The sequence below is a fragment of the Streptomyces sp. P9-2B-2 genome (assembly GCF_030406865.1).
In the GTDB taxonomy this organism is placed as follows: domain Bacteria; phylum Actinomycetota; class Actinomycetes; order Streptomycetales; family Streptomycetaceae; genus Streptomyces; species Streptomyces platensis.
In genome coordinates this window covers 40,005-62,710 of the sequence record NZ_CP129127.1, presented here as the reverse complement: position 1 = coordinate 62,710, position 22,706 = coordinate 40,005, and the positions used below count along the sequence as shown (strand labels likewise).

The following is a 22,706-nucleotide window of genomic DNA, read 5'->3' as shown; positions in this document are numbered from 1 at the left end:
CCGAGCACCACGCGAGCTGGTGCAACAGGCCGCTGACCAGCAATCGAGCGGGTAGAGCGGGCCAACAGCCAAACCCCGGCAACAGGCCGGAATGCCCGCCCTTCAGCACCGACAAGGTCCCTGGTGGCTCAACACCGGCTCAGTCTGGGCCACCCGCGGCTGCATCAGGCACTCCCCCGCCCCGTAGGACTACCCAGCGTCACTTTCGGCACTGAACCCGAGAGGGGCCTCGCCCTTCGACCTCACCCACCAACGCCCCATCCACCCACACCTCCTGGCCCTCCCGGCACCGCCGCGGAGGGCCAGCTCGTCCCCGCCCAGGAGAAAACGATCATGCGCCGGTACCTCTACCGCTGCCCCGTCTGCCGCACCACCAGCCCCCTCTGCCGAAAATGGGAAAGCGCATCGGCTGCAAGCAAGGGGCAAGAATGACTCGTACGCGGCTTGCTGGTCACCACTGCTATTCGGACGCTCGCCATTGGGCGAGGATCATTTGCGCTTCTAGAGTTAGGGGGTGATCGGGACCTAGTACCCGCAGCAGGTCGTCCACAAGTTCGGTGAAAGCGATGACCGCCTCGTCCGAGCCCCCCCAATGCACCTGCACAAGGCCGAGGGTGGTCCGGGCCTCCAGGGTTCTCACATCGTCGGGCCCCAGTACCCGCAGCAGGGCGTCCACATGTTCGATGAGAGTGATGACCGCCTCGTCCGCGTCCCCCGATTCCAACTGATATCGACCGAGCGCGGCCCGGGCCTCCAGGGTTCTCACATCGTCGGGCCCTACTACCCGTAGAAAGCCGTCCACAAGGACGGTGTAGGTGATAACGGCCCCGTCCACGTCCCCCGATTCCCCCTGCCATCGGCCGAGGGAGGACCGGACCTCCAGGGTTCTCACATCGTCGGGCCCGAGTACCCGCAGCATGTCGTCCACCAGGTGGGTGAGGGCGGCGAGGGCCCCTTCTGCGTCCGATTCCCTCTGCCAATGAGCCAGCATGCTGCGGTAGGTCAGAATGTTGGGGTGGTCGGGTCCCAGTACCCGCAGAGAGTGGTCCAGCACTTCGGTGTAGGCGGTGACGGACCCGTCCACGTCCCCAGCTTCCCACCGCCTATGTGCAAGGTTGGCCCGGGCAGACAGGGTGCTCGGATGGTCGGGCCCCAGTACCCGCAGAAAGTCCTCCAGCACTTCGGTGTAGGCGGTGACGGACCCGTCCAGGTCCCCAGTTTGCCCCCGCCAATAGGCAAGGTTGGCCCGGGCAGCCAGGGTGCTCGGGTGGTCCGGCCCCAATACCCGCAGCAAGTCCTCCACCAGGTCAGTAAAGAGGCTGACGGCCCCGTCCTCATTCCCTGATTCCCCCTGCCATCGGGCGAGGTGCTGACGAGCGGTCAAAATGTCGGGGTGGTCGGCGCCCAGTACCCGCAGAGAGTCCGCCAACACCTCGGCGAAGGCGCTGACCGCCCCGTCAGCATCCCCTGACTCCCCCCGCCACCGGGCGAGGACGACCCGGGTGGCCAGAGTGGCGCGGTGATCGGGACCGAGCACCCGCAAAAGGACCTCCAGTAGCTCACCAAGCGCCGTGAACGCCCCCGCCGCGTCCCCCGATTCCCCTCGCCAAGAGGCGAGGGTCATCCGGGTGGCCAGAGTGGCGCGGTGATCGGGACCGAGCACCCGCACTTTGTCATCCAGTAGTTCGAAGGCCGCGCTGATGGCTCCACCCACGTCCCCTGAATCCGCCTGTGCGTTGGCAAGGCGCTGACGGATGTCCAGGGTCTGGGGATGATCAGGACCAAGATGATGACGGGAGGAACTGAGCAACCCCTCCCAGTAGGCGTGCGTGGCGTCGACGAGACCGCTTGCCGTGAGGCTGTCCCCGGTACGGAAGAGAACTGGATGGCCCTCTGGCTGCCACAGCACACCTGGGGCGTGACCGGTCAAGGCGTCAACATTGGCACGCAGGGTGTGGGAGAGAGAGGTATCGCGCTCGATCTGCGGCCAAGCGCTGTAGAGCGCGGCGGCACAGCTGCGGGCAACGGCATCGTGCTGGTCGCGAGGGAGGGCCTCTCGGGTGGCACGCTGGACGAGGTTGTGGACGCGCAGCGCCTGGTGGGGGGTGTTGGGCGTGTGGTCGACCAGGCTGAGCCTGTGTAGGCACCGCAGCGCGTCTGCCGCATCCTCCGCACTGGCCGCAAGCGAGTGCCCATCCAGGGCGTCGGCGCTCTCCCAAAGCGTGCGGTGTCCGGTCAGATAGGCCAGCGCGGGAGGACTGGTGAGGACGGTGGCGGGAATGCCGTTGGGATCCAACATGCTGGCGAGTTGTAGCAGAGGGCGTGCCAGGCCCCTCGGCCGAAGGCGGTCGGCGTGCTCGGTGGAGAGCGACCAGGACGCGGCCACGGTGGCTCGCTGATCATCGGGCAGTCCGCTGTTCTCAGGAGCCAGATCGGCCAGTGCCCGACGGCGGTCGGCCAACCGCGTGCGGTAGCCGGCGCAATCCAAATGGAGGTCGAGAAGGTAAGCGGCAGCCTGGGACAGCGCCAAGGGTAGGTGACCCAGATCCGCGGCGAGCCCCGCGATTTGGTCGGGATGGTCCGAGCGGTCTTGGGCGGCGAGTTTCGCGGCGAGGTAGCCCGTGGCTTCGGCGGGGGTGAACAGGCCGACATCGACGCGGCGGCGCTTTTGGCCAAAGAGAGCGGCGTCACGGCGCCGGGTGGTGATCAGCACCCGGCACCCGGGCTGGGCGACGGGCCATAGGCCTTGCAGGTCGGCGGGGTCGGCAAGGTCGTCCAGCACGATCAGCCACCTGCGATCGGTGGTTTGGGTCCAGGTCAGGAAACGGGTGGCAGCCTGTGCGGGATCGCCCGGGTCCGCCCCGGTAACGTCGGTGCCGGTTTGCGCATATCCCGTGACGATCGCTTCCCGGCTGGAGGCGGTGACCCATACCAGCAGGTCCACCATCCTGGCCTGCTGAACCGTGCGGGCGTAGCGAGCAGCGAGTTGTGTCTTACCGGTGCCGGCGGCCCCGGCCAGTACTACTGTTCCGCTGGCGAACATCGCGGAATCCAGAGCAGTGAGCGCCCCACGGTGCTGGAAGCACTCCGCCTGGCCCGGGATCGCCCCCACCTGGTGCGGCCAGGACAAAGCCGTCCGCGGCGCGGCAGGAAGCGCCAAATGCTCGATGCGCAGGTACTGAGCGGCGACGGAACCGTACTGGGCCAGGATCGATGTCTCTGCAATGACACGCGGGCTTTGCTCAGCGCCGGGTGCGGTCAGCTCCGATCCGGACCCGGCCGCGAAGGGTTTCCCAGGCTCACGTCACCCATCACCCCGGCAGCTGCGGACCCGTGATCGGCCCGGATGCTCGTGTCCCCACCGACAGCCAGTCCCCCGTCCCCGGCCGAGACTCCAGCAGGGGCCTGGCCTGCCAGGGCCACCAGCTCGCGCAACCGACCGGTCGCTTCCGCCCGTTCGGCCTCGTCCAAAGTCTCCAGCCAGTCCTGAAGGCGGGTCTGCCAGGAGGCCGCCATATCGGCACGTATCCGTTCGGTCTCCTGGGCGCCGACACTGTCCAGGTCCGCCGCCGACCGATCCAGACGTTCCAGAGCAATGCGGCTTCCCGGTGAGCCGTCCTGGCCGAAGACGCGGGCCATCCGTTCCCGGAAAGCCGTCCAGATATCCGTCCCAGCGGCCGTGGCCACCGCTGCCCCGCCGGCCGAAGCAAGAGCAACCAATGCTTGATCCAGCATTCCAACCCCCGTGATCCGCACCGCACATGACGAACAGAGCTCCACAGCAGAGCGTACCGACCCGCACGGAGCACAAGTGCAGGACGGGCAACATCAACCGGTTACCCGCCCCCACCCGAGGAGAAATCCGACGACATGAAGACGCTTTGCCAGTAGGCCGACAAGGGGAATAGCGCAGGATCGGAATACTGCCCCTTCACCAGTAACCCCCGCCGAACTCAAAGCCGAAGGCGCCAGCCACCGCGACCAGATCCACGGCCGACACCACCCGGACGGCGAGAAAGACGGAGAAGTCGACCGCCGCGGCCGCTGGTACGCCGACCTCGGATGGCTGACCACCCTCCACGCCCGCCTCGCCGACACCTACGCCGACCTCCGCGACCCCGACGGCATGGGCCACCGCCTGTGGGCCGGCGCCCTCGCCTGGCTCACCCTCACCACCGCCGGCCTGACCGCCCTGTGGGCCACCGGCGCAGCACTCCAGCCCTGACCCGCTCAGGGCCGACAAGCGCACCATCAAGCACTGAGGAGACCCGTGTTCACCCAGCACCAGCCCGCCCTCGTAGCCCTAATCGGCCCGAGCGGCTCCGGCAAGTCCACCATCGCCAGGTCGTTTCCTCGCGGATGGCGCTTCGAACTCGACGCCTTCCGCGAGCTCGTCGCCGGCGACGGCGGCGACCAGGCCAGCACCCCCGACGCCCTAGCGGTGTTCGACCCGGCCCTCGACGCCCGGCTGCGGCGCCAGCTCCCAGTCGTCATCGACGCCACGTCCGTGGAACGCATTCACCGCATGGCGCTGGCCCGCCGGGCCCGCGACCACCGCATGAAGGCCGTGGCGATTGTGTGCCGCACTCCGCTGGAGACCTGCCAGGACCGGCAGCGGGGCCGGTCGGCCACCCGGCAGGTCCCCGACCCGACGGTTGCCTGGCAGCACGCAAGTGTGCCGACCGTGCAGCAGCTGCAGGACGACGAGGGGTTCGCCGCGGCGTACTACGCAGACGAGCTGGACCTGATGGGCGTGCTGCTGCGGCGGTCCGCACAGGCCCAGCCCGAACCGTTCGCCTCCGTCCGGGCGGCCTTCGGAGAGGACCTGGCCGACGTCTTCACCTGGCACCCCGACCCCGACCCCGGCGCCGGCTTCGACACGGGCATCTTCGCGGTGGCCGGACAGGAACTGGTGGTGCGCTGGTATGACGAGGGCGACCCGTACGACCACCACTGGCAGGCCCGAACCGCCTGCCCGGACGGCTGCCCCGGACCGGCCTGGGTCCGAGTCACCAGCGCCGCGGACCTGCTGACCGTCTACCACGGCAACCTGCCGGCCGACGAGCCCTGGTGCAGCTGCGACGGCTATGGCGCCGACGACGCGGAGGGCTGAGCAATAGTCCTGTCCGTCAGCGCCATCACGCTCCCGGCCTCGTCGTCATCCCGCTCATCCGCGGCCAATCGCTGCGCAGCGGCCGCCCGCTCGTCGCCGCTGGATTCAGCTTCCTTCGGCGGCTTGCTCTCCTTCACCGGCCTGACCCGCTCCATCCACCACGGCCTCGCTGTGCTCAGCAGCCTCGTTGACCAGATCACCACCTGAAGGGCCCCACCATGTTCCTCATCATCCGTAGGCCCCAGCTCCGCCAGCAGCTCCGTCGGCTCTACCGCTCGATCCACGAACTCCATGACCGGTCCGTCGCCGAGAAACGCCGAGCCGACATCGCCGCCCAGGAGGTGGAGCAGCTGCAGCTCGCCGTCAATGTCTTCCGGCGCCAGAGCATCGAGATCCAGGCGAGGATCTCCCGCCTGGACATCCGCGAGAGCGCGGAGGCGTGGGACCTGGGCGCCCACATCATCGCCCTCCTGGACGGCCCCGTACCGCCCGGCCCGGCGCCCCGCTTCTGCCCCAGCTGTCAGATCGCCGACGTCGAGGACTACGACCTGCCCATCCCCCACACCGACGACAGCGCCCCCTGTGCCCGCTGCCGCCGCTGCGGGCACAACTGGGCGCTGGACCCCGCCGCAGACGGCTGCTGTGTCGCATGCGGCGGCAGCGGCAATCTCGGCCGCCAGGGCCTGGACGACCCGCCCTGCCCCTGCTGTGAGGACCACACCCCATATGAGGGCACTCCCGCCGCCCCCTCCACCTACATCGCTCCCCCGGCCAAGCACCTGCGTGCCGCCGAACCGCCGTTCTGACGCACCAACGAACCGACACAGACAGGTGGGCGGCCGCACCCCAACGGTGCAGCCGCCCACGCTCACGACTGGGGAACCCTGCGCATGACCATCACGGCACCCAACCCCGACATCGACAAGAACCTGGACGCCACGCTCGCATCGGTGAACGCCCAGATCAGCCGCACAGACTCCAAGGCAAGCCTGCTGCTGGCCTTCGACGGCGCCGCCCTGGCCGGTATCGCCAGCCTCGTCGACAAGCCGCTGCCCCTCGCCACCAAGGTCATCGGCGGCCTGGCCGCCCTCGTCCTCGCCGTGGCCGCGGACTTACTCCTGCGGGTGGTCCGTCCTCGCCTCAGCGGAGCCGGCCCCGCCCTCACCCCTGCGCCCGGCAGCTTCCCGCACCTCGCGCAGCTCACGCACGACGAAATCCGCGAGGTGATGGCCCAGGATCACCGCCTCGCCAACGTCAAGGTTCTGTCGGCCTTGGGTGTCGCCAAGTTCACGGCCCTCACCAAGGCGGTCGACCTCCTCCGTACCGCCCTGGCACTCCTCGTGCTCGCGGCCGCCGCAGCGCCGGCCTCCTTGGCCCTCGCCGCCCTGTAGCCCGACCAGCCACACCCGGCCCTGACGTCCGGCCAAGGATGTCCCCCAGGTCTTCGCGCCTGACCGACAGCCACTGACAGGCCGGCCTGAGCGCCTCCTACGCCACTCGCGCCTCAACCCACCAGCAGCACCACCTGGAGCGCCGCGCCCGACCTACCCGGCCGGTCGCGCTGCTCCCCCGCCCTGCTCCCCATCAGCGAAATGGAGGCGCCCTTCATGCGCCCGACCCACCCGATCCACCTGACCTCCTTCGGCTACCTGCACCTGCCCACCGGCCCCGACGGCTCCCCCGTCCCACCCGCCGCCGTCCGGATCGAAGATGTCCGCGACCGGCTCCGCGATCCGGCCGCAGCCCGCGACATCCTCGACCTCGACGGCCTCAACCCCCGCGTCCAGGGCGTCGTCCTGAACACCCCCGGCGCCCGCGAACTGCTCAACAACCTCGCGGACTACGCGACTCTGCCCGCCGGCCCCCGCCGCATCGCCATCGGATGTGCCGGCGGTCTCTAGCCACAACCGGATGTTGCTGGGAATTCAGTGACTTTGGGTGGCTGTACGGTTACTCGTTGATGATCGATGAACTTGAGGTGGAAGTCGGTCCGTTGGCGCGCTGGCAGGTCCATTGGTGCGACCCGCGGCGGGAGGTTTCGTGGTACGCGACCGATCCGGTGCTGGCAGGCTTGCCGACGCTGGCGGAATGGGCGCACGCGCACGGCACGCAGCCGGGACAGCCGGTTCTGCTGCGGTCCGACGGCTGGTCGGTGCCGGAGGTCAACGGGTTCTTCGCCTCGGCGCGGATGCGCAACGCGAGCGCGGGCACCAGGCGGAAGTACGCCTTCGCGGTGGCCGTCTGGCTGGGGTTCCTCGACGCGACCAGCCGGGCCTGGCACGACGCCGATGAGGAGGACATCGCCGGGTTCAAGTTCTGGCGGATGACCGACGAGGCCAACGTCCGGCGCGTGGCCGGTGGGACGGTCCTGGACGACCTGGTCGCGATCAGCGCTTTCTACCGCTGGGCCGGGTTCCGGTTCGGAGTGAGCGATCCGGTGGCCCGGCGACAGGTTCCTGGCCCTGCCCCAGGCACGAGCACGGAGTCGTTCGCGGCCGGTCCGCACGTCGTGCGCGGCAAGGACGTGAAGTGGCTGGACCCGGCCGGCTACGCCCGCTGGGTCGATGTCGGGCTGCGCGGGCTGGACCTGAGCGGTCGGGAGATCGACGGATGGCGCGGGCGCAATAGCCAGCGCGACTGCGCGTTCGTCGACGGGCTCTACGGCACAGGGCTGCGGCTGAGCGAGTGGGCCAGTGTCCTGCGCCTGGAGCTCCCCGCCGACGACGAGGCCCGCACCTACTACACCTGCCGACTGGCGGCGGCCTGCGCCAAGGGCGGACGCGGCCGCCGGTTCTGGAAGCCGCGCAGCGTGCTGACCGACGTACTGGCCTATGAGGAGGGGGAACGCGCCGCGGCGGTCCGCCGCGCCCAGCGTGCCGGCCGCTACGAGCAGCAGCCGCGGCTGCTGTTGGTCGAGCGCATGTCGCGGCACCGGCGGCTGGAGATGCGCGACGCCAACGGCAACCAGCTGGTCGCGTCGCTGGACTCGCTGGACCCCAGCGCCCGCAAACGGCTGTTCCGCCGGACCGCCGCCGGACTGGAACCACTGGCGGTTTGGCTGAACGAGGACGGCCTGCCGCGCGAGGCACACGGCTGGCAGCACACCTTCGACACTGCCAACGAGCGGGTCGCCCGCGCCGGACTGACCTCGTTCGAGGCGAGCGCACACATGATGCGGCACTCTTTCGCGTTGCGCTGGTACTCGGTCGGTCGGCTGCTCTACGAGCGGCAGGTCGCGCACCTGAACGCCGAGGAGGTACGCGACTTCCGCGCCCAGTTCGGCGACACCTGGTATCTGGTCAAGACGCTGCTGGGGCACGCCGACGTGACCACCACGATGGACATCTACCTGGAGCCCTTCCGCGACCTGGACGTCACGCTGCTGATCGAGCACGCCCACGGCGTCGCGTTGTCGGCTCTGATGGCGTCGATGTTCGCGGTGCATCCGCAGGTGCTCTCCGATCCCCTCGCCGGACAGCCGTCATGACCCGCGCTGGTGGGCGCCCAGCCGTGCTGCCGAGGCCCGGATACCAAGCGCCGCAGCGTTTGTTCCTCTACGGCGGACAGTTCCTGGTCCGGTTCTTCCCAGAGCGCGGCGGCCCGACGGTCGACTACGACTTCGCCGCCTTCCCTGTCGCCCGCGAGCTGGTGGTGTGGATGGCGACCGCGTTCGCAGGGTCGACCGCCCCGGCCGGGCGGCGCCGGACGACATCTTCGGCCACGAGCGCCTTCGGGCTGCTGCGCCGCTTTGCCCAGCACCTGGCCTCGCTGAACCGCCCGCCCGTCAGTCCGGCGCAGCTTCGAGCCGCGCACCTGGAGAGCTTCATGCTGGCCAGGCTCGGCACGCCGAACCTGAATCGGGAGCTACCGACGTTGCGCTCGGTGCTGCGGTTCGCACCTGACGGTGCCGGGCAGGACTTCCTGGCGCGGCTTGCCCGCAAGGGCCTGGAGCGCAACTCGACGCCCGCCGCCAGCTACACCACGGCCGAGTTCGACCGCATCGCCACCGCCGCGCGCACCCAGCTCCGGCGAGCCGCCGACCGGATCCTCGCCGGGCGGGAACTGCTGGCCCGCTGGCGGGCCGGACGGATCGACCACGAAGCCGAACCGCGCGCCTGGAAGCACGGCGAACTGCTGGACCACGTGGACCGGCAGGGCGACGTCCCGCGTAAGGACACCCGCTGGGGCCGGCAGCCCGACCACCGCATCCGTCCATTCGGGGCCGGCCAACTGATGGCGGATCTCCACCTGACCTACTCCGACATCGGCGCGGCCGGGGTGCTGCTGCTCTGCCTGACCGGGCAGAACTACAGCACGATCTCCACAGCCTCGGCGACGCATCACCGCGCCGACGGGCACACCGGGGCCACCGCGACCGCGGTGGTGGACCTGGTGAAGCCGCGCCGCGGCCGGGACCGCGCGCACATGCCGACCTCGCTCTCCGGCACCGCGCCCGGCGGCCCGGGCCGCAACACCCACCGGCAGCACGACCTGCACACACCGTTCGGGGTCTACGCGCTGCTGGTCGATCTCGCCGGCCCGGCACGGGCACACATCGGTACGGACCAGCTCCTGGTCTTCCACTGTTCCAACGGAGTTGACCGGGGTCGTGGGTTTCGAACCGGCCTGCCCAAGTCGATCCTGGCCATCTGGGGCCGTGACGCGGACCTGCGCACCGACGCACTCGGCGAGGACGGTCTCCCGATGCCGCTGGTGGTCGACAGTCGGCGGCTGCGGATGAGCTGGCTGGAACGCCATCAGCAGCCGGTCGCGCACACGGAGCGGACGCTGGCGAACGAGTACCTGGCGCGCAACCGCGGCAACCTCGCCGAATATCAGAAGGTCGTCGCGGCCGTACTGGATGACCAGCTTGCCGGCGCGAGGGCCGCGCAGGTCATGCGGGTGCTGACGGCTGCTGACGTCGCCGAAGCCCGCCACGCGCCCGAGGACGTCGCCCGGCGCCACGGCCTGGACCCGGCCACCCTGAAGAAGCTGCTGGCCGGGAAGCTGGACACCGTACTGGGAGGCTGCACCGACCACCTGGCCAGCCCGCACACCCCCGCGGGCGAGCCCTGCCGAGCCTCTTTTCTGCTCTGCCTGTCCTGCCCCTGCGCCCGCGCGACTCCGTCGCACCTGCCGGTGCTGGTCGCCGTCCACGAAGGACTGGAGGCCCGCAAGCAGGAGATGACACCGCTGCGCTGGGCCGAACGCTTCGCTGGACCCGTCACGCAACTGGCCGACCTGCTCACCGCCTTCCCGACCGCGACGATCGCCACGACCCGCGCCGAGATCACCGCCGAGCAGCGCGCCCTGGTCGAGCGGTTCCTTACCCGAGGACTCGACCTGACATGAGCCGCCTGGACACCGCCCCGGCCATCTCTCCTGCTCCACTGCCCGAGCCAGACACGCTCGTGCTGCTCAACCGGCCATTGCGCCCCGGCACCGACCCCAGCACGCTGTCGGTGTTCGCCGACCAGCGCTGGCGCCTTTCACCCGCCGTCTTCGAGGGCCACACCACCGCGTTCTCGATCGACTTCAGCCCCATCACCGCACCATTCCTACATACGGTCAAGACGCTCATCTGGTTGCTGCTCAACCACACCAGCGCCGGAGTCTCCACCTTCTACTTCCGCCCGCGCACGCTGGCGATCCCCACGATCACCGCCACGTTCCGCAACCTCCGGCTGTTCACCGACTGGCTTCACGGACGCGGCCGGACATGCTTCGGCGAGGTGTCCTTGGCCGACCTCGACGACTACGCCGCACACGTCAAAGCCGCCGAGTCCAGCCACGCCCTGCGCGAAGACCAGCTCTCGATCGTGAACCGGGTGTGGTCCTACCGGGACCTACTGCCCGAGGCCGACCGGCTGCCGCAAACACCGCCCTGGCGCGGCGAGCGCATCCAGGACATCCTCCAGCAGCGGCGCGCCATCCGCGAAGAGAACCGCACTCCCCGCATCCACCCCGAGACGATGTCGGCGCTGCTGGGCTGGGCCCTGCGGTTCGTCGAGACCTTCGCTGCGGACATCACCACGGCGTTCGACGAACACCTCGTGCTCAGCGAGCGCAGCGGCCGCAGCCGCAGAGGCCGGGACATCCCGCCACCGCGGCGCCCGAAGGGCGCGCTGACCGACGACCTCCGGGTCTTGCTGGCCGACTACCACGAGCAGGGACGCCCGCTTCCCGGCTTCCGTGACAACGACGGCACGCTCCGGGTCAACCTCTCGCACCTGGCGAAAGTGCTCGACACAGCCCGCGGCGCGCTGGACGCCCCCAGCAACCGCGCCGTCTTCGCCGAATCACGGCTGCCCGTCATCGAAGGCGCGCCGCTGGACGCACCAGTCACCGGGCGGTTGGACGGCCGGCCCTGGCACGACGCGACCATCGACTACACCGAGGCCGGTCCGCTGACCCGGCACCTGAGCACAGCCTGCTTCATCGTGATCAGCTACCTCTCGGGGATGAGGCCAGGCGAAGCCCTCAGCCTCGAACGCGGCTGCGTCGAGCGCGACCAGGCCCACGATCTGGTCCTCCTACGCGGAAGACACTGGAAAGGCGTCCGTGACGATGCCGGGGACAAGAGGCCCGAGGGCGAGATTCGGGCCGACCCGTGGGTCGTGACCGAGGTCGTCGCCACCGCCGTCGCCGTCCTGGAACGGCTGCACACGAGCACCTGGCTGTTCCCGGCGACGCTGTTCACCGACGGCCGCGACGGCGCGGCCATGCTGCGCAGCCGCGTCGGCGGCTCCCGGTCGGAGACCCGGATCAACCACGACCTCGCCGAGTTCCTGGCCTGGGTCGAGACCTACTGCACCGAGCGTGGCCGCGGCGACGGCATCCCGCCCGACCCGGTCCACCCGGTCATTTTCTCCGGGCGCCTGCGCCGCACTCTGGCCTGGTTCATCGTCCGCCGGCCGCGGGGCCTGGTCGCCGCCGCCATCCAGTACGGGCACCTGCGCGTCCAGATGACCCTCGGCTACGCCGGAAACTATGCCTCGGGCTTCCCCGACGACCTGGCGTTCGAGGACTGGCTGGCCCGGCTGGACACCCTCGCCGACGCCCACCAAAGGCTGCGTGAAGGCGAGCTGGTCAGTGGCCCAGCAGCCGAGACCTATCGACACCGCGTCCAGGCCGCCACCCGCTTCGCCGGCCGAGTCCTGCGAACCAAGCGCCATGCCAACGCCATGCTCGCCAACCCCGACTTGCAGATCTTCCCCGGCAAGGGCATGACCTGCGTCCTCGACCCGAAGCGGGCAGCCTGCCGCCTCCGCAGCGAGGAGGACAGCACCCGCCGCACCCCCGACCTCGACGACTGCCGCCCGAACTGCGTCAACATCGCGCGGACCGATCGCGACATCGAACAGGTTCACGTCCAGATCGAGCAGCTACGGCCGCTCGTCGACGATCCGCTGGCTCCCGCCTTCCGACACGTCCGCGAACAGCACGAGCTCGACCGCCTGGAGCGCATCGTCACCGCCCACGCCAACAGCGGAGAACCCCACGATGACTGACCGCGATACCGAACGCGACGCCATCACGGCGGCGATCCAGCGGCTGCTCGACGGCCGGCCGACCCGGTCCACCGGGGCGCTCACCACGCTGCAACTCGCCGCCGAGGCAGGCGTCAAGCGCTGGGTCCTGACGCACAAGCATGTTGACCTGAAAGAAGAATTCGCCCGCCGAAAGACCGAGGCGAACGGCATCCCGCCAGCCTTCCAGCACCTCCACGCACGCGCCGTCGACGCCGAAGCCACCGCCCACGCATTGCGAGAGGACAACGACCAGCTCCGCGAGCACGTCGCCGTCTATGCCCAGGTCATCCACGAACTCCGCACAGAGCTGGACCGGCGCACCGACAACACCACCCGCCGCAGCCCCGTCCGGAGCCTGCCCACCAGCACCACCTGACGCGCGCGACGAGCGGATGGAGCCAGCCCGCCAGCCGGACGGATGGACCTATGGGCGGCGGGCCAGCAGGTGGGCGTCGAGAAAGCCCCGTTCGGAGGCCGGGTCGTGGAGCAGCCGAGCGAAAGGAACGAGTCCGGCATCGGCCAGCAGTTCGGCGAGGTGGTCCGCCGGCCAGCTGTAGGCAGGTGCCACCTTGTGGTCGAACTTGACCGGCTCTGGTCCGTCGGTCCCGAAGAAGGAGACCAGGAGCACGCCACCCGGCGCCAGGACGCGGACCTGCTCGGCGAGCAGCTCAGGCAGTTCCCCCGGTGGGGTGTGGATCATTGAGTAGTGGGCCAGTACGCCGCCGAGCACACCGTCCTCGATCGGCAAGGACTCCATCCGCGCCTCCTGGAAGCGCAGCGCAGGATGGGCCCGCCGGGCGTGGTCGACCATGCCGTGGGAAAGGTCGAGTCCGAAAGCGTCCAGGCCCAGTTCGTGAAGCATGGCCGTCAGATGTCCGGGCCCGCATCCAACGTCCGCTGCCCGCAGGTTGCCCGTCGCGCGCACCAGTTCGGCGAAAGTGCCGATCATGGCCCGGGCGAACGGCTGCGTCTCCAGCCGGTCTGCGAACAGCGATGCGTACAGCTCAACGACTCCGTCGTAGGCCGCTCTGGTCTCGTCCTGATGATTCGCCACAGGGAGGACCCTATAGCCGGTCCAATAATCGGTCTTGTGGCAGGTCAAAGCGAGGTGACGGACGCGGCGTGGGAGCGGATAGAGCCCTTGTTGCCGCAGGCGGACGGGCGGGGCCGTCCATGGCGTGATCGCCGACAGTAGGTGGTCAATGGTGTGTTGTGGCGGCTGCGGACTGGGGCTCCTTGGCGCGACCTGCCTCAGCGGTACGGGCCGTGGCAGACCGCACCATGATCGATTGCAGTCGGAAGCAACAGTTCGAAATAGGCGAGAGAACAGGCGGCCGGCACCGCGCCAGCGGCCTTACGGAGCTCCTGGCCCGAGCGCTCCGGGACTGCGGCCGCGAGGTCGAAGTCGAGCACCTCCACGTCCATCTGCCACGCGTCCTCAAGACGCCCGCCGGCCCCGACACCAAGCAGGAGACCGCCTGATGATCCGTCGTATGTTCCGCCGCTGCGGCAACGCCCTCAGCGCCCTATCTGCCGAGGACCAGGCCGTCGTCGACGCGTTCCGCGCGATGCTCGCCGCAGTGCGCCACGCAGAGCTCTGGACGCCCGGCTGCGCCCAAGACGTCGCCGTGAGGGTCGGCCCGTTCATCGAACGCGCGCGCCCCCGTTCCGGCGACGATCACGGCCCCGACCTGATCGCCGTCTCCCTGGCCCACCCCGACACCCCGACACCCCGCACGCCGCGGCCTACCTCCACGGCCACCGCCTCGGCTACACCGACAAGGGCTGGCTGCGCTGCGAGACGGCCGCGATCCTCGGCGTCTGGCAGCCGGCCTACGCCATGCTCACCCACGCCGCCGCGGGCCTGCCCCTTCCCGACGACGTCGCCATGGCCCCCGCTCACTACGGCGTCCACGTCGAAGCCCGACGCAGCGACGGCACCTGCTACACGCTGCTCCGCCTCGGGCCCTACACCCAGACCTGGCTCGCCTCCCGCGACGCCGGCCGCATCAACACCGAGCTGGAGGGCAAGGCAGCCACCGTAATCCCCGGCTTCACCGTCACCGCGAAGGACGCGCCGTTCGACGTCAGCGACCACGCCGCCTACAACGACCCGTACGAGACCGACGTCGCTGTGCTCTTGGCGGCCGCCGTCGAAGGGGCGGGTGCCGCGACGGCGTAGGCGAACCGGATGCCGACGATCTGGGCGCACTGAGACCCACGAAGGCCCGTGCCACTGCGGACGATGCAGCGGCACGGGCCTTCGTGCGTTTTAGGTGCACGCACAGAGAATCGAGCCCTCGATGCGGGGCGAGTCGACCCGCACTGCTACCCCCCACAGGGGCTGCACACGGGCCAACTCGCGCGGGGCAACTAGTGGCTGAAACGGTAATTTTCGTCCTCATCATCCAAAAGGTGACCGCCAGAACGGCGCCATGCGCGGCCGAACTCGAAGCGGTTGGTATGGCCCGACCTTGACGTGCCTGCCAGGGCGTCAGATCTCCGCACAGGCGGTTTAGTGCCACGGGTGAGGGTCTGTGGCGCTGCCAGGGCATCTTTGCGACGTAATGTGACTGAGTTCTTCAGATGGCCCGTGAGCGGGTGAGTTGGCCCGGCTGAGCGTCGTAGTCGGCCTGTGCGTGTTCAATCGTGGGTAAGTGCGTGTTTCTGATCCATCGCACCAGTTATGCGACATCCCGCGGGTTCGTCCTGGCTTTCATCTCCCGTTGCCGCAGGTCAGCCCGGCAGGCGGGAGCGATGGATCCGCATAGATCATGATGGACCTTCGGGATTCCTGAAGAACCATCATGATCCCTCCATAGACGCACAGGCCGAGGGCGACGGGGTGCCTGGTAAGGCCCCATGCCGAGGAACCGAGGGGCACGGCGAACTCGCGGGATGTTGCACACGCCGTGCGCATGGCCGGGCATCAGGCGAAGCGGACTTCGCGCGAGGCGGCGGAGGCCGTGGCGAACGCGAGCAGCCGGCCGCCCTCCTCGGTGAGCGCGGCGCGGTCCCCGGCACGCAGGGTACCGAAGGGCTCCAGGACGAGGACGGCGGCACCGCGCGTCTGCTCGACGCGCCACACGCCCGCCACGAACCCGTCCACCAGGAACGTCGACCTGATCAGCCCGTTCCGCGTGAAGACGAGCTTGCGCTGCTCCTCGGTGAGGATGCGGGCGCGGTCGGCGTGGGAGAGCAGGATGTTGTCGAACTCCGGCAGGAAGCGCACCGGGGCGGGGGTGTCCGCGTCGGGGCGGGGGGCCTCCGGCAGGTCGAGCAGTTCGCGGCCGTTCTCGTCACGGAAGACCGCCAGCCGCGGCCGGAGCCGGTTCACCGCGTCGGCGAGCCGGGTCATGCCGGACCAGACCTGGATGTCCTTGACCGTGGCCGGCCCGAAGGCCGCCAGGTAGCGCTCGACCATCAGGTCCGGTGCCGCCAGCCCGGCGACGGGCCGGCCGAGCCACGCCTCGGCGCTGGTGTGCACGGCCTGCCCGCTCTCGCCCCACAGCCCGCGCGGCGGCACCTGCACGAGCGGTACCAGGTTGCGCACGGCGTTGGCGAGGGCGAAGGGGTCCCGGTCCGGCCACCGCTCGGCGAGCAGGGTGCCCAGGCCGCCCAGCGTGAGCGGCTCCCGCTCGACCAGCTCGCGGCCCAGCTCGGCCACCTTCTCGACGTCGAGCCCTTCGAGCTTGCGCCCGAAGGCGCCCTTCAGCCCCTGCCGCAGGGCGCCCTGCAGGACGGGGCGCAGTGCGACGCAGTCGTCCGCCGTGACCAGGTGGATCGTGCCGCGCATCAGACCCACCCGGACCACCTCGCGGTTCCTGACGAGGGAGGCCAGGTCCTCGATGCGGAAGCCGGCGAGCCGCGTCCACAGGCCGATGTAGGGCGGGTTCGGCGCCTGTGCCTGCATGCCCACCAGGTGCGCGACCGCCCGCCCCGCTGGCATCGCGGACCGCTCCAGCAGCAACTGCCGGGCCAGTAGGCTCCGGTTGAGCGCCCGATGGTCCAGCACCTTCACGTCTCCTGTCACCACGACGGGATTCCCTTCCTCGTGTCCACTCACGAAAACACGGTGGCTGCCTCGGACCGCGCCCGGGACGCCACCGCCGTACTGCGATGCCGCTCAGCTCATGCGCACCAGCATCGTGCTGCTGTACGTGCGGTCGAGCAGGGCGGCGCACGCCGCCGGGAGCTGACCGGTGCCGCCCTCGACGACCGTGTGCAGGAACACGTTGCGTCCCTCCCGCAGCCACGGGCCGAACCGCGCGTTCCACTCCTCGATCTGGTCCGGGGTGTGCAGCGTGGCGAAGCCGCGCAGCATCAGGTCCTTGGTGATAGCCGACATCAGCGGCATCCGCGGGCTGCCGTCATCGCCCCCGCCGTGTGCAACATCCCGCGAGTTCGCCGTGCCCCTCGGTTCCTCGGCATGGGGCCTTACCAGGCACCCCGTCGCCCTCGGCCTGTGCGTCTATGGAGGGATCATGATGGTTCTTCAGGAATCCCGAAGGTCCATCATGATCTATGCGGATCCATCGCTCCCGCCTGCCGGGCTGACCTGCGGCAACGGGAGATGAAAGCCAGGACGAACCCGCGGGATGTCGCATAACTGGTGCGATGGATCAGAAACACGCACTTACCCACGATTGAACACGCACAGGCCGACTACGACGCTCAGCCGGGCCAACTCACCCGCTCACGGGCCATCTGAAGAACTCAGTCACAGCTGGCCTCATTCGCGTAGACCTCGCTGTCGGCTCCAGGAGTCCGCTTTCACGCTGCGGCTGAGCGGCGGTTGGCCTGCTGGTGATAACGGCGTTATCACCGAGGTTCTCTCTCCTCGGTCGCCTGCGGGCTTGAGCGGCTATGCGGAGTCCACCGTGCCGCCTTCGGAATTCCGGCCGAAGGCGGCCGCAAGGACGGCGGGGAGGTTGGGCCTCTGGGGCGGCGGTGTGTGCCTCCGCTAGAGCCTGGGGAAGGTCGTCATCACCTCGGCAACAACTGTCAGCAGCTGTACGCAGTGGCTGTCTGTCCGTCGGTGGGATGTGTCTGCCGCGTCGGTCTCGGTCTCAGCGTCACCGGCTCTCAGAGGCCCGCGGGTGCTTGGCAGGTGCAGGCTGCCCCGATGGCTGGAGTGATAACGGCGTTATCACCCATCAGCTTGCGCTTGCCTTCGTAGCTGTCAGGCAGGGCGTCGCCTGGCATGGGCGTGCGGTAGGACTTGGTGCCGCGGGTGAGGGCGGCGTTGGGGTTGGGTGCTTCAGGCCTGATTGGGCGCTGTTGTGATGGTCCGTCCGGGCATAATTGGCAGACACTAACGTCTGGATGCAGATATTGATCTACGACGTTAGTAAGGTTCTCTCCATGACGTCACCTCAAGGCGGCCGCGAAAAGGTCGTATCCAAACTGACAGCCGCGCTCCGGCAAGACCTGAAGGTCCGCACAGCCCAGCTCGGCATCGACATCCAAGACGCCGTCGCCGAGGGCATCGCCACCTGGCGCGGACTCGGGGCCAACCCTCCGACCATGGACACCAGTGGAGCGGAGTCCTTCTCGACGTGGCTGCCTGAAGGCCAATGGGACCAGTTCCGCGGGGAAGTGAAGGCCCGCGGGGTCTCCATCACCCAAGGCCTGGCACAGGCTGTGCGCCTGTGGCTGGACATCAACCCCTCCCCCACAATCGCCCGTCCGGCCGTCGTCCAACGCAAGGTCGTCTGTAACCAGAAGGGCGGCGTGGGCAAGACAGCAATCGCCGCCGGCGTTGGTGAGGCCTTCGCTGAAGATCCCAACCAGCTCTGCCCGGTCCGCACCGCACGCCAGATGACCGAAACCGGCGTCGACGCCGAACTGGAAGACCTCACGGGCATGGGGCTGCGAGTCCTCCTGGTCGACTTCGATCCCCAAGGGCACCTCACCAAGCAACTCGGCCACGCTCCCCTGCCCATCGAGGGCGACAGCCTCGCCAACCACATGGCCGGCGAAGCCAAGGGCGACCTCAGCGAACTGATCGTCTCCGTCGATGACGATCGCTTCGGCGGCCGCCTGCACCTCCTGCCGGCATGCGCCGACGCCTTCCTGCTCGACGTACGGCTGTCCCGCGTCCGTATGCGCGAAGCGGCCCTGGAACGCGCCCTCGAATGCGTCGAGGGTGACTACGACGTTGTCATCGTCGACTGCCCGCCCAGCCTCGGCATGAGCATGGACGCCGCCGTCTACTACGGCCGCCGCCGCGAAGACGAAGCCGTCGGCAAGTCCGGGGTCTGCATCGTCGTCCAGGCAGAAGACAGCTCCGCCGACGCCTACGACCTCCTCGTCACCCAGATCGAGGACCTGCGCGCCGACATGAAGCTCGAGCTCGACTACCTCGGCATCATCGTCAACCTCTACGACGGCCGCCGCGGATACATCGCCACCTCCTCCCTCGAGCAATGGAAGGCCATAAAGGATCCACGCGTCGTCGGTGTGATCCCCGACCGCCGTGAGCAGCGCGAAGCAGTGCGCATGAAGCAGCCCTTGCTGTCCTACTCCCCCACCAGCGAGCAGGCTGCCAACATGCGGGCCCTGGCGAGGGAGATCGCATGAGCCGCGCACGTGACCGGCTCGCGGTCTCTTCATCGTTCTCCCACGCCTCTCAGGTCAGCGCACGCCGCCAAGCGATCGCCGCTGCCACCGAGGCACCTACCGCGGGAACCGGGGAAGCCACCCGCCCGGAGCTTCCGCTGAAGCTCATCAGCGAGAACCCTGACAACCCCCGTGAGAAGGTCGGCGACGTCACCGACCTGGTCACGACCCTCAAGGAAATCGGCCTGGTCCAGGCCATCACCGTCGCAACCGTCGAGGCCTACCTCCGCACACGCCCCGACCGTGCGAAGGACCTGGAGCCGGGCGCCGAATATGTGGTCGTCGACGGGCACCGCCGACACGCTGCCGCCCACGAGGCCGGCTTCGAGACCATCAAATACACCGTCAACGACGACTTCGTCGCCACCGACGAAAAGCTCCTGGAAGCCGCCTTCGTCGCCAACCTCCAGCGGGAGAACCTCTCCGACCTGGAGGAGGCCGCTGCTCTGGAGAAGCTTGTCGAGCACTACGGGTCGCAGCGGAAAGCGGCGCAACGGCTGGGTGTGACACAGGCATTCATCTCACAGCGCCTGTCTCTGTTGAAGCTGGACCCTGCCCTGCAAGCTGATCTTGAGACAGGTGCCCGGAAGGTGGAGCACGTCCGGGGCCTGGCAGGCCTCGATCCCGCCGCTCAGAGGGAAAAGGCCGACGAGCGCCGTGAAACCGCGGCAAGCAAGGCGGTCGGCCGCCGTACGGCTCCGGCCCCTGGGCCAGCTGGTGGTGGAGCCGTCAAGGAGTCCGGTCCGGCGGTCGTACCGGCGCAGGGTGATAACGGCGTTATCGCTCCAGCCACCGACGATCATGTCGGTGTTGCAAGGACAGCAGGTGATAACGCCGTTATCACCGAGGCACCAGGGGAGTCCGACGCTGCTCCCGTGCCGGCAGCACGTAGTGCCGCAGCAGATGGTGGATCCGCGGAGGAACCCTCTGAGATCGACGCGATCAACTGGCGAGATGCGCGATCCGTTGCTGCCGCTGCGACACGGCTGATGCCCGAGCAGGAGATTCACCGCCTCCTTGAACTGTTGGGGGAGCAGTACCCCGTAGCGCGGTAGCCCTTCAGGCGGCTACCGACCAAGGCGACGGATCGATGTGGGGCCCAGCAGCTACGAGCTGCTGGGGCCCATGTTGTGAGGCAGGTCTGGCGCCCGCCCGCTCAGGCCGACGGGACATTACGGCCCCGGCCGACACGTCTTGCCGGAACCATCGTCGGTGCAGACCGCGCAGACCGCGCTCGCGAGCACGTAGGGCAGTCACCCAAATTTGGGTGGCTCACCTCAAAGGGCGGCCCCAGTACGGGCCCGCTTCATTCATTGCCCTGGACGATCGCCAGGGCCGGGGCCGACACGCCTCACGATGCACGTGAGAGTGTGAAAGCCGCTCAACAACGAGACAGCAGCAGGAGGGGCAGCAGCACGTGTCCGCGGGGAAGACAACGCAGCAAAAGACCCTTACGCGGGCCCACCGCATCCTGATCTCGGTCGTGATCGCCGGAGCCGCTGTAATCGCGGCCATCGGGTTCGCCGGCTCGTACACCGCGGTGCGCGAACTGGCCGAGAAGAAGGGCTTCGGCGACTTCGCATACTTCTTCCCGATCGGCATCGACGCCGGAATCGTGGTCCTGCTGGCGCTCGATCTGCTCCTCACCTGGCTCCGAATCCCGTTCCCGCTGCTGCGCCAGACAGCGTGGCTGCTGACTGTCGCGACGGTGGCGTTCAATGCCGCGGCGGCCTGGCCGGACGCGCTGGGCGTCGGGATGCACGCGGTCATCCCGCTGCTGTTCGTCGTGGCCGTGGAGGCCGCCCGGCACGCCGTCGGGCGGATCGCCGACATCACGGCGGACAAGCACATGGAGGGTGTGCGCCTCACGCGCTGGCTGCTGTCGCCGGTCCCGACGTTCCTGTTGTGGCGGCGGATGAAGCTGTGGGAACTGCGGTCCTACGACGCGGTGATCAAACTGGAGCAGGAACGGCTGGTGTACCAGGCACGTCTGCGTTCGCGCTTCGGGCGAGGCTGGCGTCGTAAGGCTCCCGTGGAGTCCCTGATGCCGTTGCGGCTCGCCCGGTACGGGGTACCGCTGGTGAAGACCGCGCCGGCTGGCCTCGCCGCCGCGGGCATCGAGGCTCCGATCGAGGCCCTGGCGGACCCGGCTCCCGCCGAGCTGGCGTCGGCTGATAACCACCAGCACACGCCCGGCGCATCCGAAGACACCGCCGAGCTGGCTGGTCGCCGGGGCGAGGAGACTAGCCCAGCGCCCGTAGGCCTCAGCCCGCGGGAGACGCACGAGCGGGTAGTCGGCACCGCTGATCTCGCCGACGCCTTCCGCACCTACCTCGCGCTGCACGGCAGCCACCCCAACTCCCGGCAATTCGCCCTGCACCTCGCCGACATCGGCATCACCGACCCAGAGACAGGCGGCCCGCTCCCCGAAGGCACGCTCCGTCCCGCCCTGCAAGAGCTGCGCCGGGAACACCCCGCCGCGCCGAAGGCCATGGACGTGGTCGACCCCGAGCCCAAGCCGGAGCCTGAGCAGTGGCAGGCGGCCGGTACCAGTCAGCCCACGTACAGCAGCGTGGCCGACCACGGATCGGCCAACAGCGCCGCGTCGGCCCCTACCGGCCCCCTTCCGGAACCGGTGGCCACAGCATCGGCCACCGGCGGACAGCCTGCGCACCATCCGGTCTCCTCGGCCACCGGACAAGGCGCGGCCGTACAGGCCGACGCTGCGTCTACCGCCCGACCGTCGACGATCCCGCCAGCGCGCGTGCCAGACACCACCGGCCAGCCTGAACGGTGGGAGACCGACGCGCAGGACACCGGTGAGGCCACGGCGCGAAAGCCGCAACCACAGCAGCAAGAGGTTGATCCCGAGGCGCAGCGGACCGAGCTGGTGGTGCAGTGGCTGATCGAGGCGGAGGCCGTCGGCAAGACGCTGTCCGGTGCAGAGGCTGCTCGTCGGCTGGGTGTAGCTGCGCGCACGGGGCAGCGCGCGGTCTCCGCAGCCAAGGAAGTCAAGGCCGCTCGCGAGAGACAGCAGGGCCGCTCGCACTTGAGGTCGGTTACCCACCGCACTTGACCGGTCGGCACGTCGACGCCCACGGCATCGGCCACGGCCCGCGTACGCCACAGCTGTGACAGCGGGCCGTGGCCGATTGGCCGACAAGCTTCCACCGGATCGGCCATGGCCGACCCACCCGCGGCCGATGGCCGATGGCCGAAGTATCGGAGTCGGCCACTCGATCGGCCACGCACCCGCGCACGGATACCTCCATGTCTACACCTCGCACTGCGGCGCACCTGCGGGTATTTGAAGAGGGTAAGCATCTGGGTACCCGCTCTGCGCATGGCGCAGGCTGATGTACCCGCCGGTCAACCGACCCAGTTACCCACCGACGCAGCTCCGCTCGGCCGCGAAGTCGGGGGGCGGGGTCAGCGAAGGT

The 22,706-nt window shown here is 69.1% G+C and carries 19 protein-coding genes and 1 pseudogene; 14 read left to right on the top strand and 6 right to left on the bottom strand.

What is annotated here, in order from left to right:
* Positions 1 to 460 precede the first annotated feature (460 nt).
* The 3 genes from QT196_RS38825 to QT196_RS38815 form a co-directional block, all read right to left on the bottom strand.
* Positions 461 to 3,043, bottom strand: a complete 2,583-nt coding sequence (locus QT196_RS38825) for a tetratricopeptide repeat protein (RefSeq protein WP_290356891.1) — start codon at positions 3,041 to 3,043, stop codon at positions 461 to 463.
* Between the two features lie 215 nt (positions 3,044 to 3,258).
* The gene (locus tag QT196_RS38820; RefSeq protein ID WP_290356890.1) at positions 3,259 to 3,735 is read right to left on the bottom strand and encodes a hypothetical protein; all 477 of its coding nucleotides are present in this window, start codon (positions 3,733 to 3,735) and stop codon (positions 3,259 to 3,261) included.
* 196 nt (positions 3,736 to 3,931) lie between these two features.
* Positions 3,932 to 4,135, bottom strand: coding sequence for a hypothetical protein (locus tag QT196_RS38815; RefSeq protein WP_290356889.1), 204 nt, complete (start codon positions 4,133 to 4,135; stop codon positions 3,932 to 3,934).
* A 135-nt stretch (positions 4,136 to 4,270) separates the two neighbouring features.
* On the opposite strand from QT196_RS38815, the gene QT196_RS38810 reads away from it, so the two are divergent.
* The 8 genes from QT196_RS38810 to QT196_RS38775 all read left to right on the top strand — a co-directional run bounded on the left by QT196_RS38810 (position 4,271) and on the right by QT196_RS38775 (position 13,021).
* Positions 4,271 to 5,113 (top strand): AAA family ATPase, encoded by an 843-nt coding sequence (locus QT196_RS38810; RefSeq protein WP_290356888.1) that lies wholly within the window; start codon positions 4,271 to 4,273, stop codon positions 5,111 to 5,113.
* Between the two features lie 218 nt (positions 5,114 to 5,331).
* On the top strand, positions 5,332 to 5,919 hold the full coding sequence (locus QT196_RS38805; protein WP_290356887.1) for a hypothetical protein: 588 nt from the start codon (positions 5,332 to 5,334) through the stop codon (positions 5,917 to 5,919).
* Between the two features lie 84 nt (positions 5,920 to 6,003).
* Positions 6,004 to 6,504 (top strand): Pycsar system effector family protein, encoded by a 501-nt coding sequence (locus QT196_RS38800; protein WP_290356886.1) that lies wholly within the window; start codon positions 6,004 to 6,006, stop codon positions 6,502 to 6,504.
* Between the two features lie 216 nt (positions 6,505 to 6,720).
* Positions 6,721 to 7,014: a hypothetical protein gene (locus QT196_RS38795; RefSeq protein WP_290356885.1), complete on the top strand. Its 294-nt coding sequence runs from the start codon at positions 6,721 to 6,723 to the stop codon at positions 7,012 to 7,014.
* Positions 7,015 to 7,073: 59 nt separating this feature from the next.
* On the top strand, positions 7,074 to 8,600 hold the full coding sequence (locus tag QT196_RS38790; RefSeq protein WP_290356884.1) for an integrase: 1,527 nt from the start codon (positions 7,074 to 7,076) through the stop codon (positions 8,598 to 8,600).
* 59 nt (positions 8,601 to 8,659) lie between these two features.
* Complete coding sequence (locus tag QT196_RS38785; protein WP_290356883.1) at positions 8,660 to 10,465, top strand: hypothetical protein; 1,806 nt, start codon at positions 8,660 to 8,662, stop codon at positions 10,463 to 10,465.
* Positions 10,462 to 12,624: a hypothetical protein gene (locus QT196_RS38780; protein ID WP_290356882.1), complete on the top strand. Its 2,163-nt coding sequence runs from the start codon at positions 10,462 to 10,464 to the stop codon at positions 12,622 to 12,624. Before QT196_RS38785 ends, QT196_RS38780 begins: the two co-directional genes overlap by 4 nt.
* A complete protein-coding gene (locus QT196_RS38775) occupies positions 12,617 to 13,021 on the top strand; it encodes a hypothetical protein (protein WP_290356881.1) in 405 nt (134 codons plus the stop codon). The genes QT196_RS38780 and QT196_RS38775 overlap by 8 nt, the downstream gene beginning before the upstream one ends.
* 48 nt (positions 13,022 to 13,069) lie before the next feature.
* Here QT196_RS38775 and QT196_RS38770 read toward each other — a convergent pair whose 3' ends face one another.
* Complete coding sequence (locus tag QT196_RS38770; protein WP_290356880.1) at positions 13,070 to 13,699, bottom strand: class I SAM-dependent methyltransferase; 630 nt, start codon at positions 13,697 to 13,699, stop codon at positions 13,070 to 13,072.
* 36 nt (positions 13,700 to 13,735) lie between these two features.
* On the opposite strand from QT196_RS38770, the pseudogene QT196_RS38765 reads away from it, so the two are divergent.
* The 3 genes and pseudogenes from QT196_RS38765 to QT196_RS38755 form a co-directional block, all read left to right on the top strand.
* Positions 13,736 to 13,924: pseudogene (locus QT196_RS38765) on the top strand (transposase); the annotation flags it as partial.
* A 2-nt stretch (positions 13,925 to 13,926) separates the two neighbouring features.
* Positions 13,927 to 14,127 (top strand): hypothetical protein, encoded by a 201-nt coding sequence (locus QT196_RS38760; protein ID WP_290356879.1) that lies wholly within the window; start codon positions 13,927 to 13,929, stop codon positions 14,125 to 14,127.
* Between the two features lie 358 nt (positions 14,128 to 14,485).
* A complete protein-coding gene (locus QT196_RS38755) occupies positions 14,486 to 14,827 on the top strand; it encodes a hypothetical protein (protein WP_290356878.1) in 342 nt (113 codons plus the stop codon).
* A 747-nt stretch (positions 14,828 to 15,574) separates the two neighbouring features.
* Here the strand turns inward: QT196_RS38755 and QT196_RS38750 are convergent.
* On the bottom strand, positions 15,575 to 16,711 hold the full coding sequence (locus QT196_RS38750; protein WP_246296132.1) for a winged helix DNA-binding domain-containing protein: 1,137 nt from the start codon (positions 16,709 to 16,711) through the stop codon (positions 15,575 to 15,577).
* 60 nt (positions 16,712 to 16,771) lie between these two features.
* Positions 16,772 to 16,993, bottom strand: a complete 222-nt coding sequence (locus QT196_RS38745; RefSeq protein WP_290356877.1) for a hypothetical protein — start codon at positions 16,991 to 16,993, stop codon at positions 16,772 to 16,774.
* Between the two features lie 1,016 nt (positions 16,994 to 18,009).
* Between QT196_RS38745 and QT196_RS38740 the strand changes: the two genes are divergently transcribed.
* From QT196_RS38740 to QT196_RS38730, 3 genes are all read left to right on the top strand, one after another.
* Positions 18,010 to 19,227: a ParA family protein gene (locus QT196_RS38740; protein ID WP_290356977.1), complete on the top strand. Its 1,218-nt coding sequence runs from the start codon at positions 18,010 to 18,012 to the stop codon at positions 19,225 to 19,227.
* Positions 19,224 to 20,321: a ParB/RepB/Spo0J family partition protein gene (locus tag QT196_RS38735; protein ID WP_290356876.1), complete on the top strand. Its 1,098-nt coding sequence runs from the start codon at positions 19,224 to 19,226 to the stop codon at positions 20,319 to 20,321. The genes QT196_RS38740 and QT196_RS38735 overlap by 4 nt, the downstream gene beginning before the upstream one ends.
* 362 nt (positions 20,322 to 20,683) lie before the next feature.
* Positions 20,684 to 22,342 carry a DUF2637 domain-containing protein gene (locus QT196_RS38730; RefSeq protein ID WP_290356875.1) on the top strand — a complete coding sequence of 553 codons (1,659 nt, stop codon included), beginning with the start codon at positions 20,684 to 20,686 and terminating at the stop codon, positions 22,340 to 22,342.
* The last annotated feature ends 364 nt before the right edge of the window (positions 22,343 to 22,706 follow it).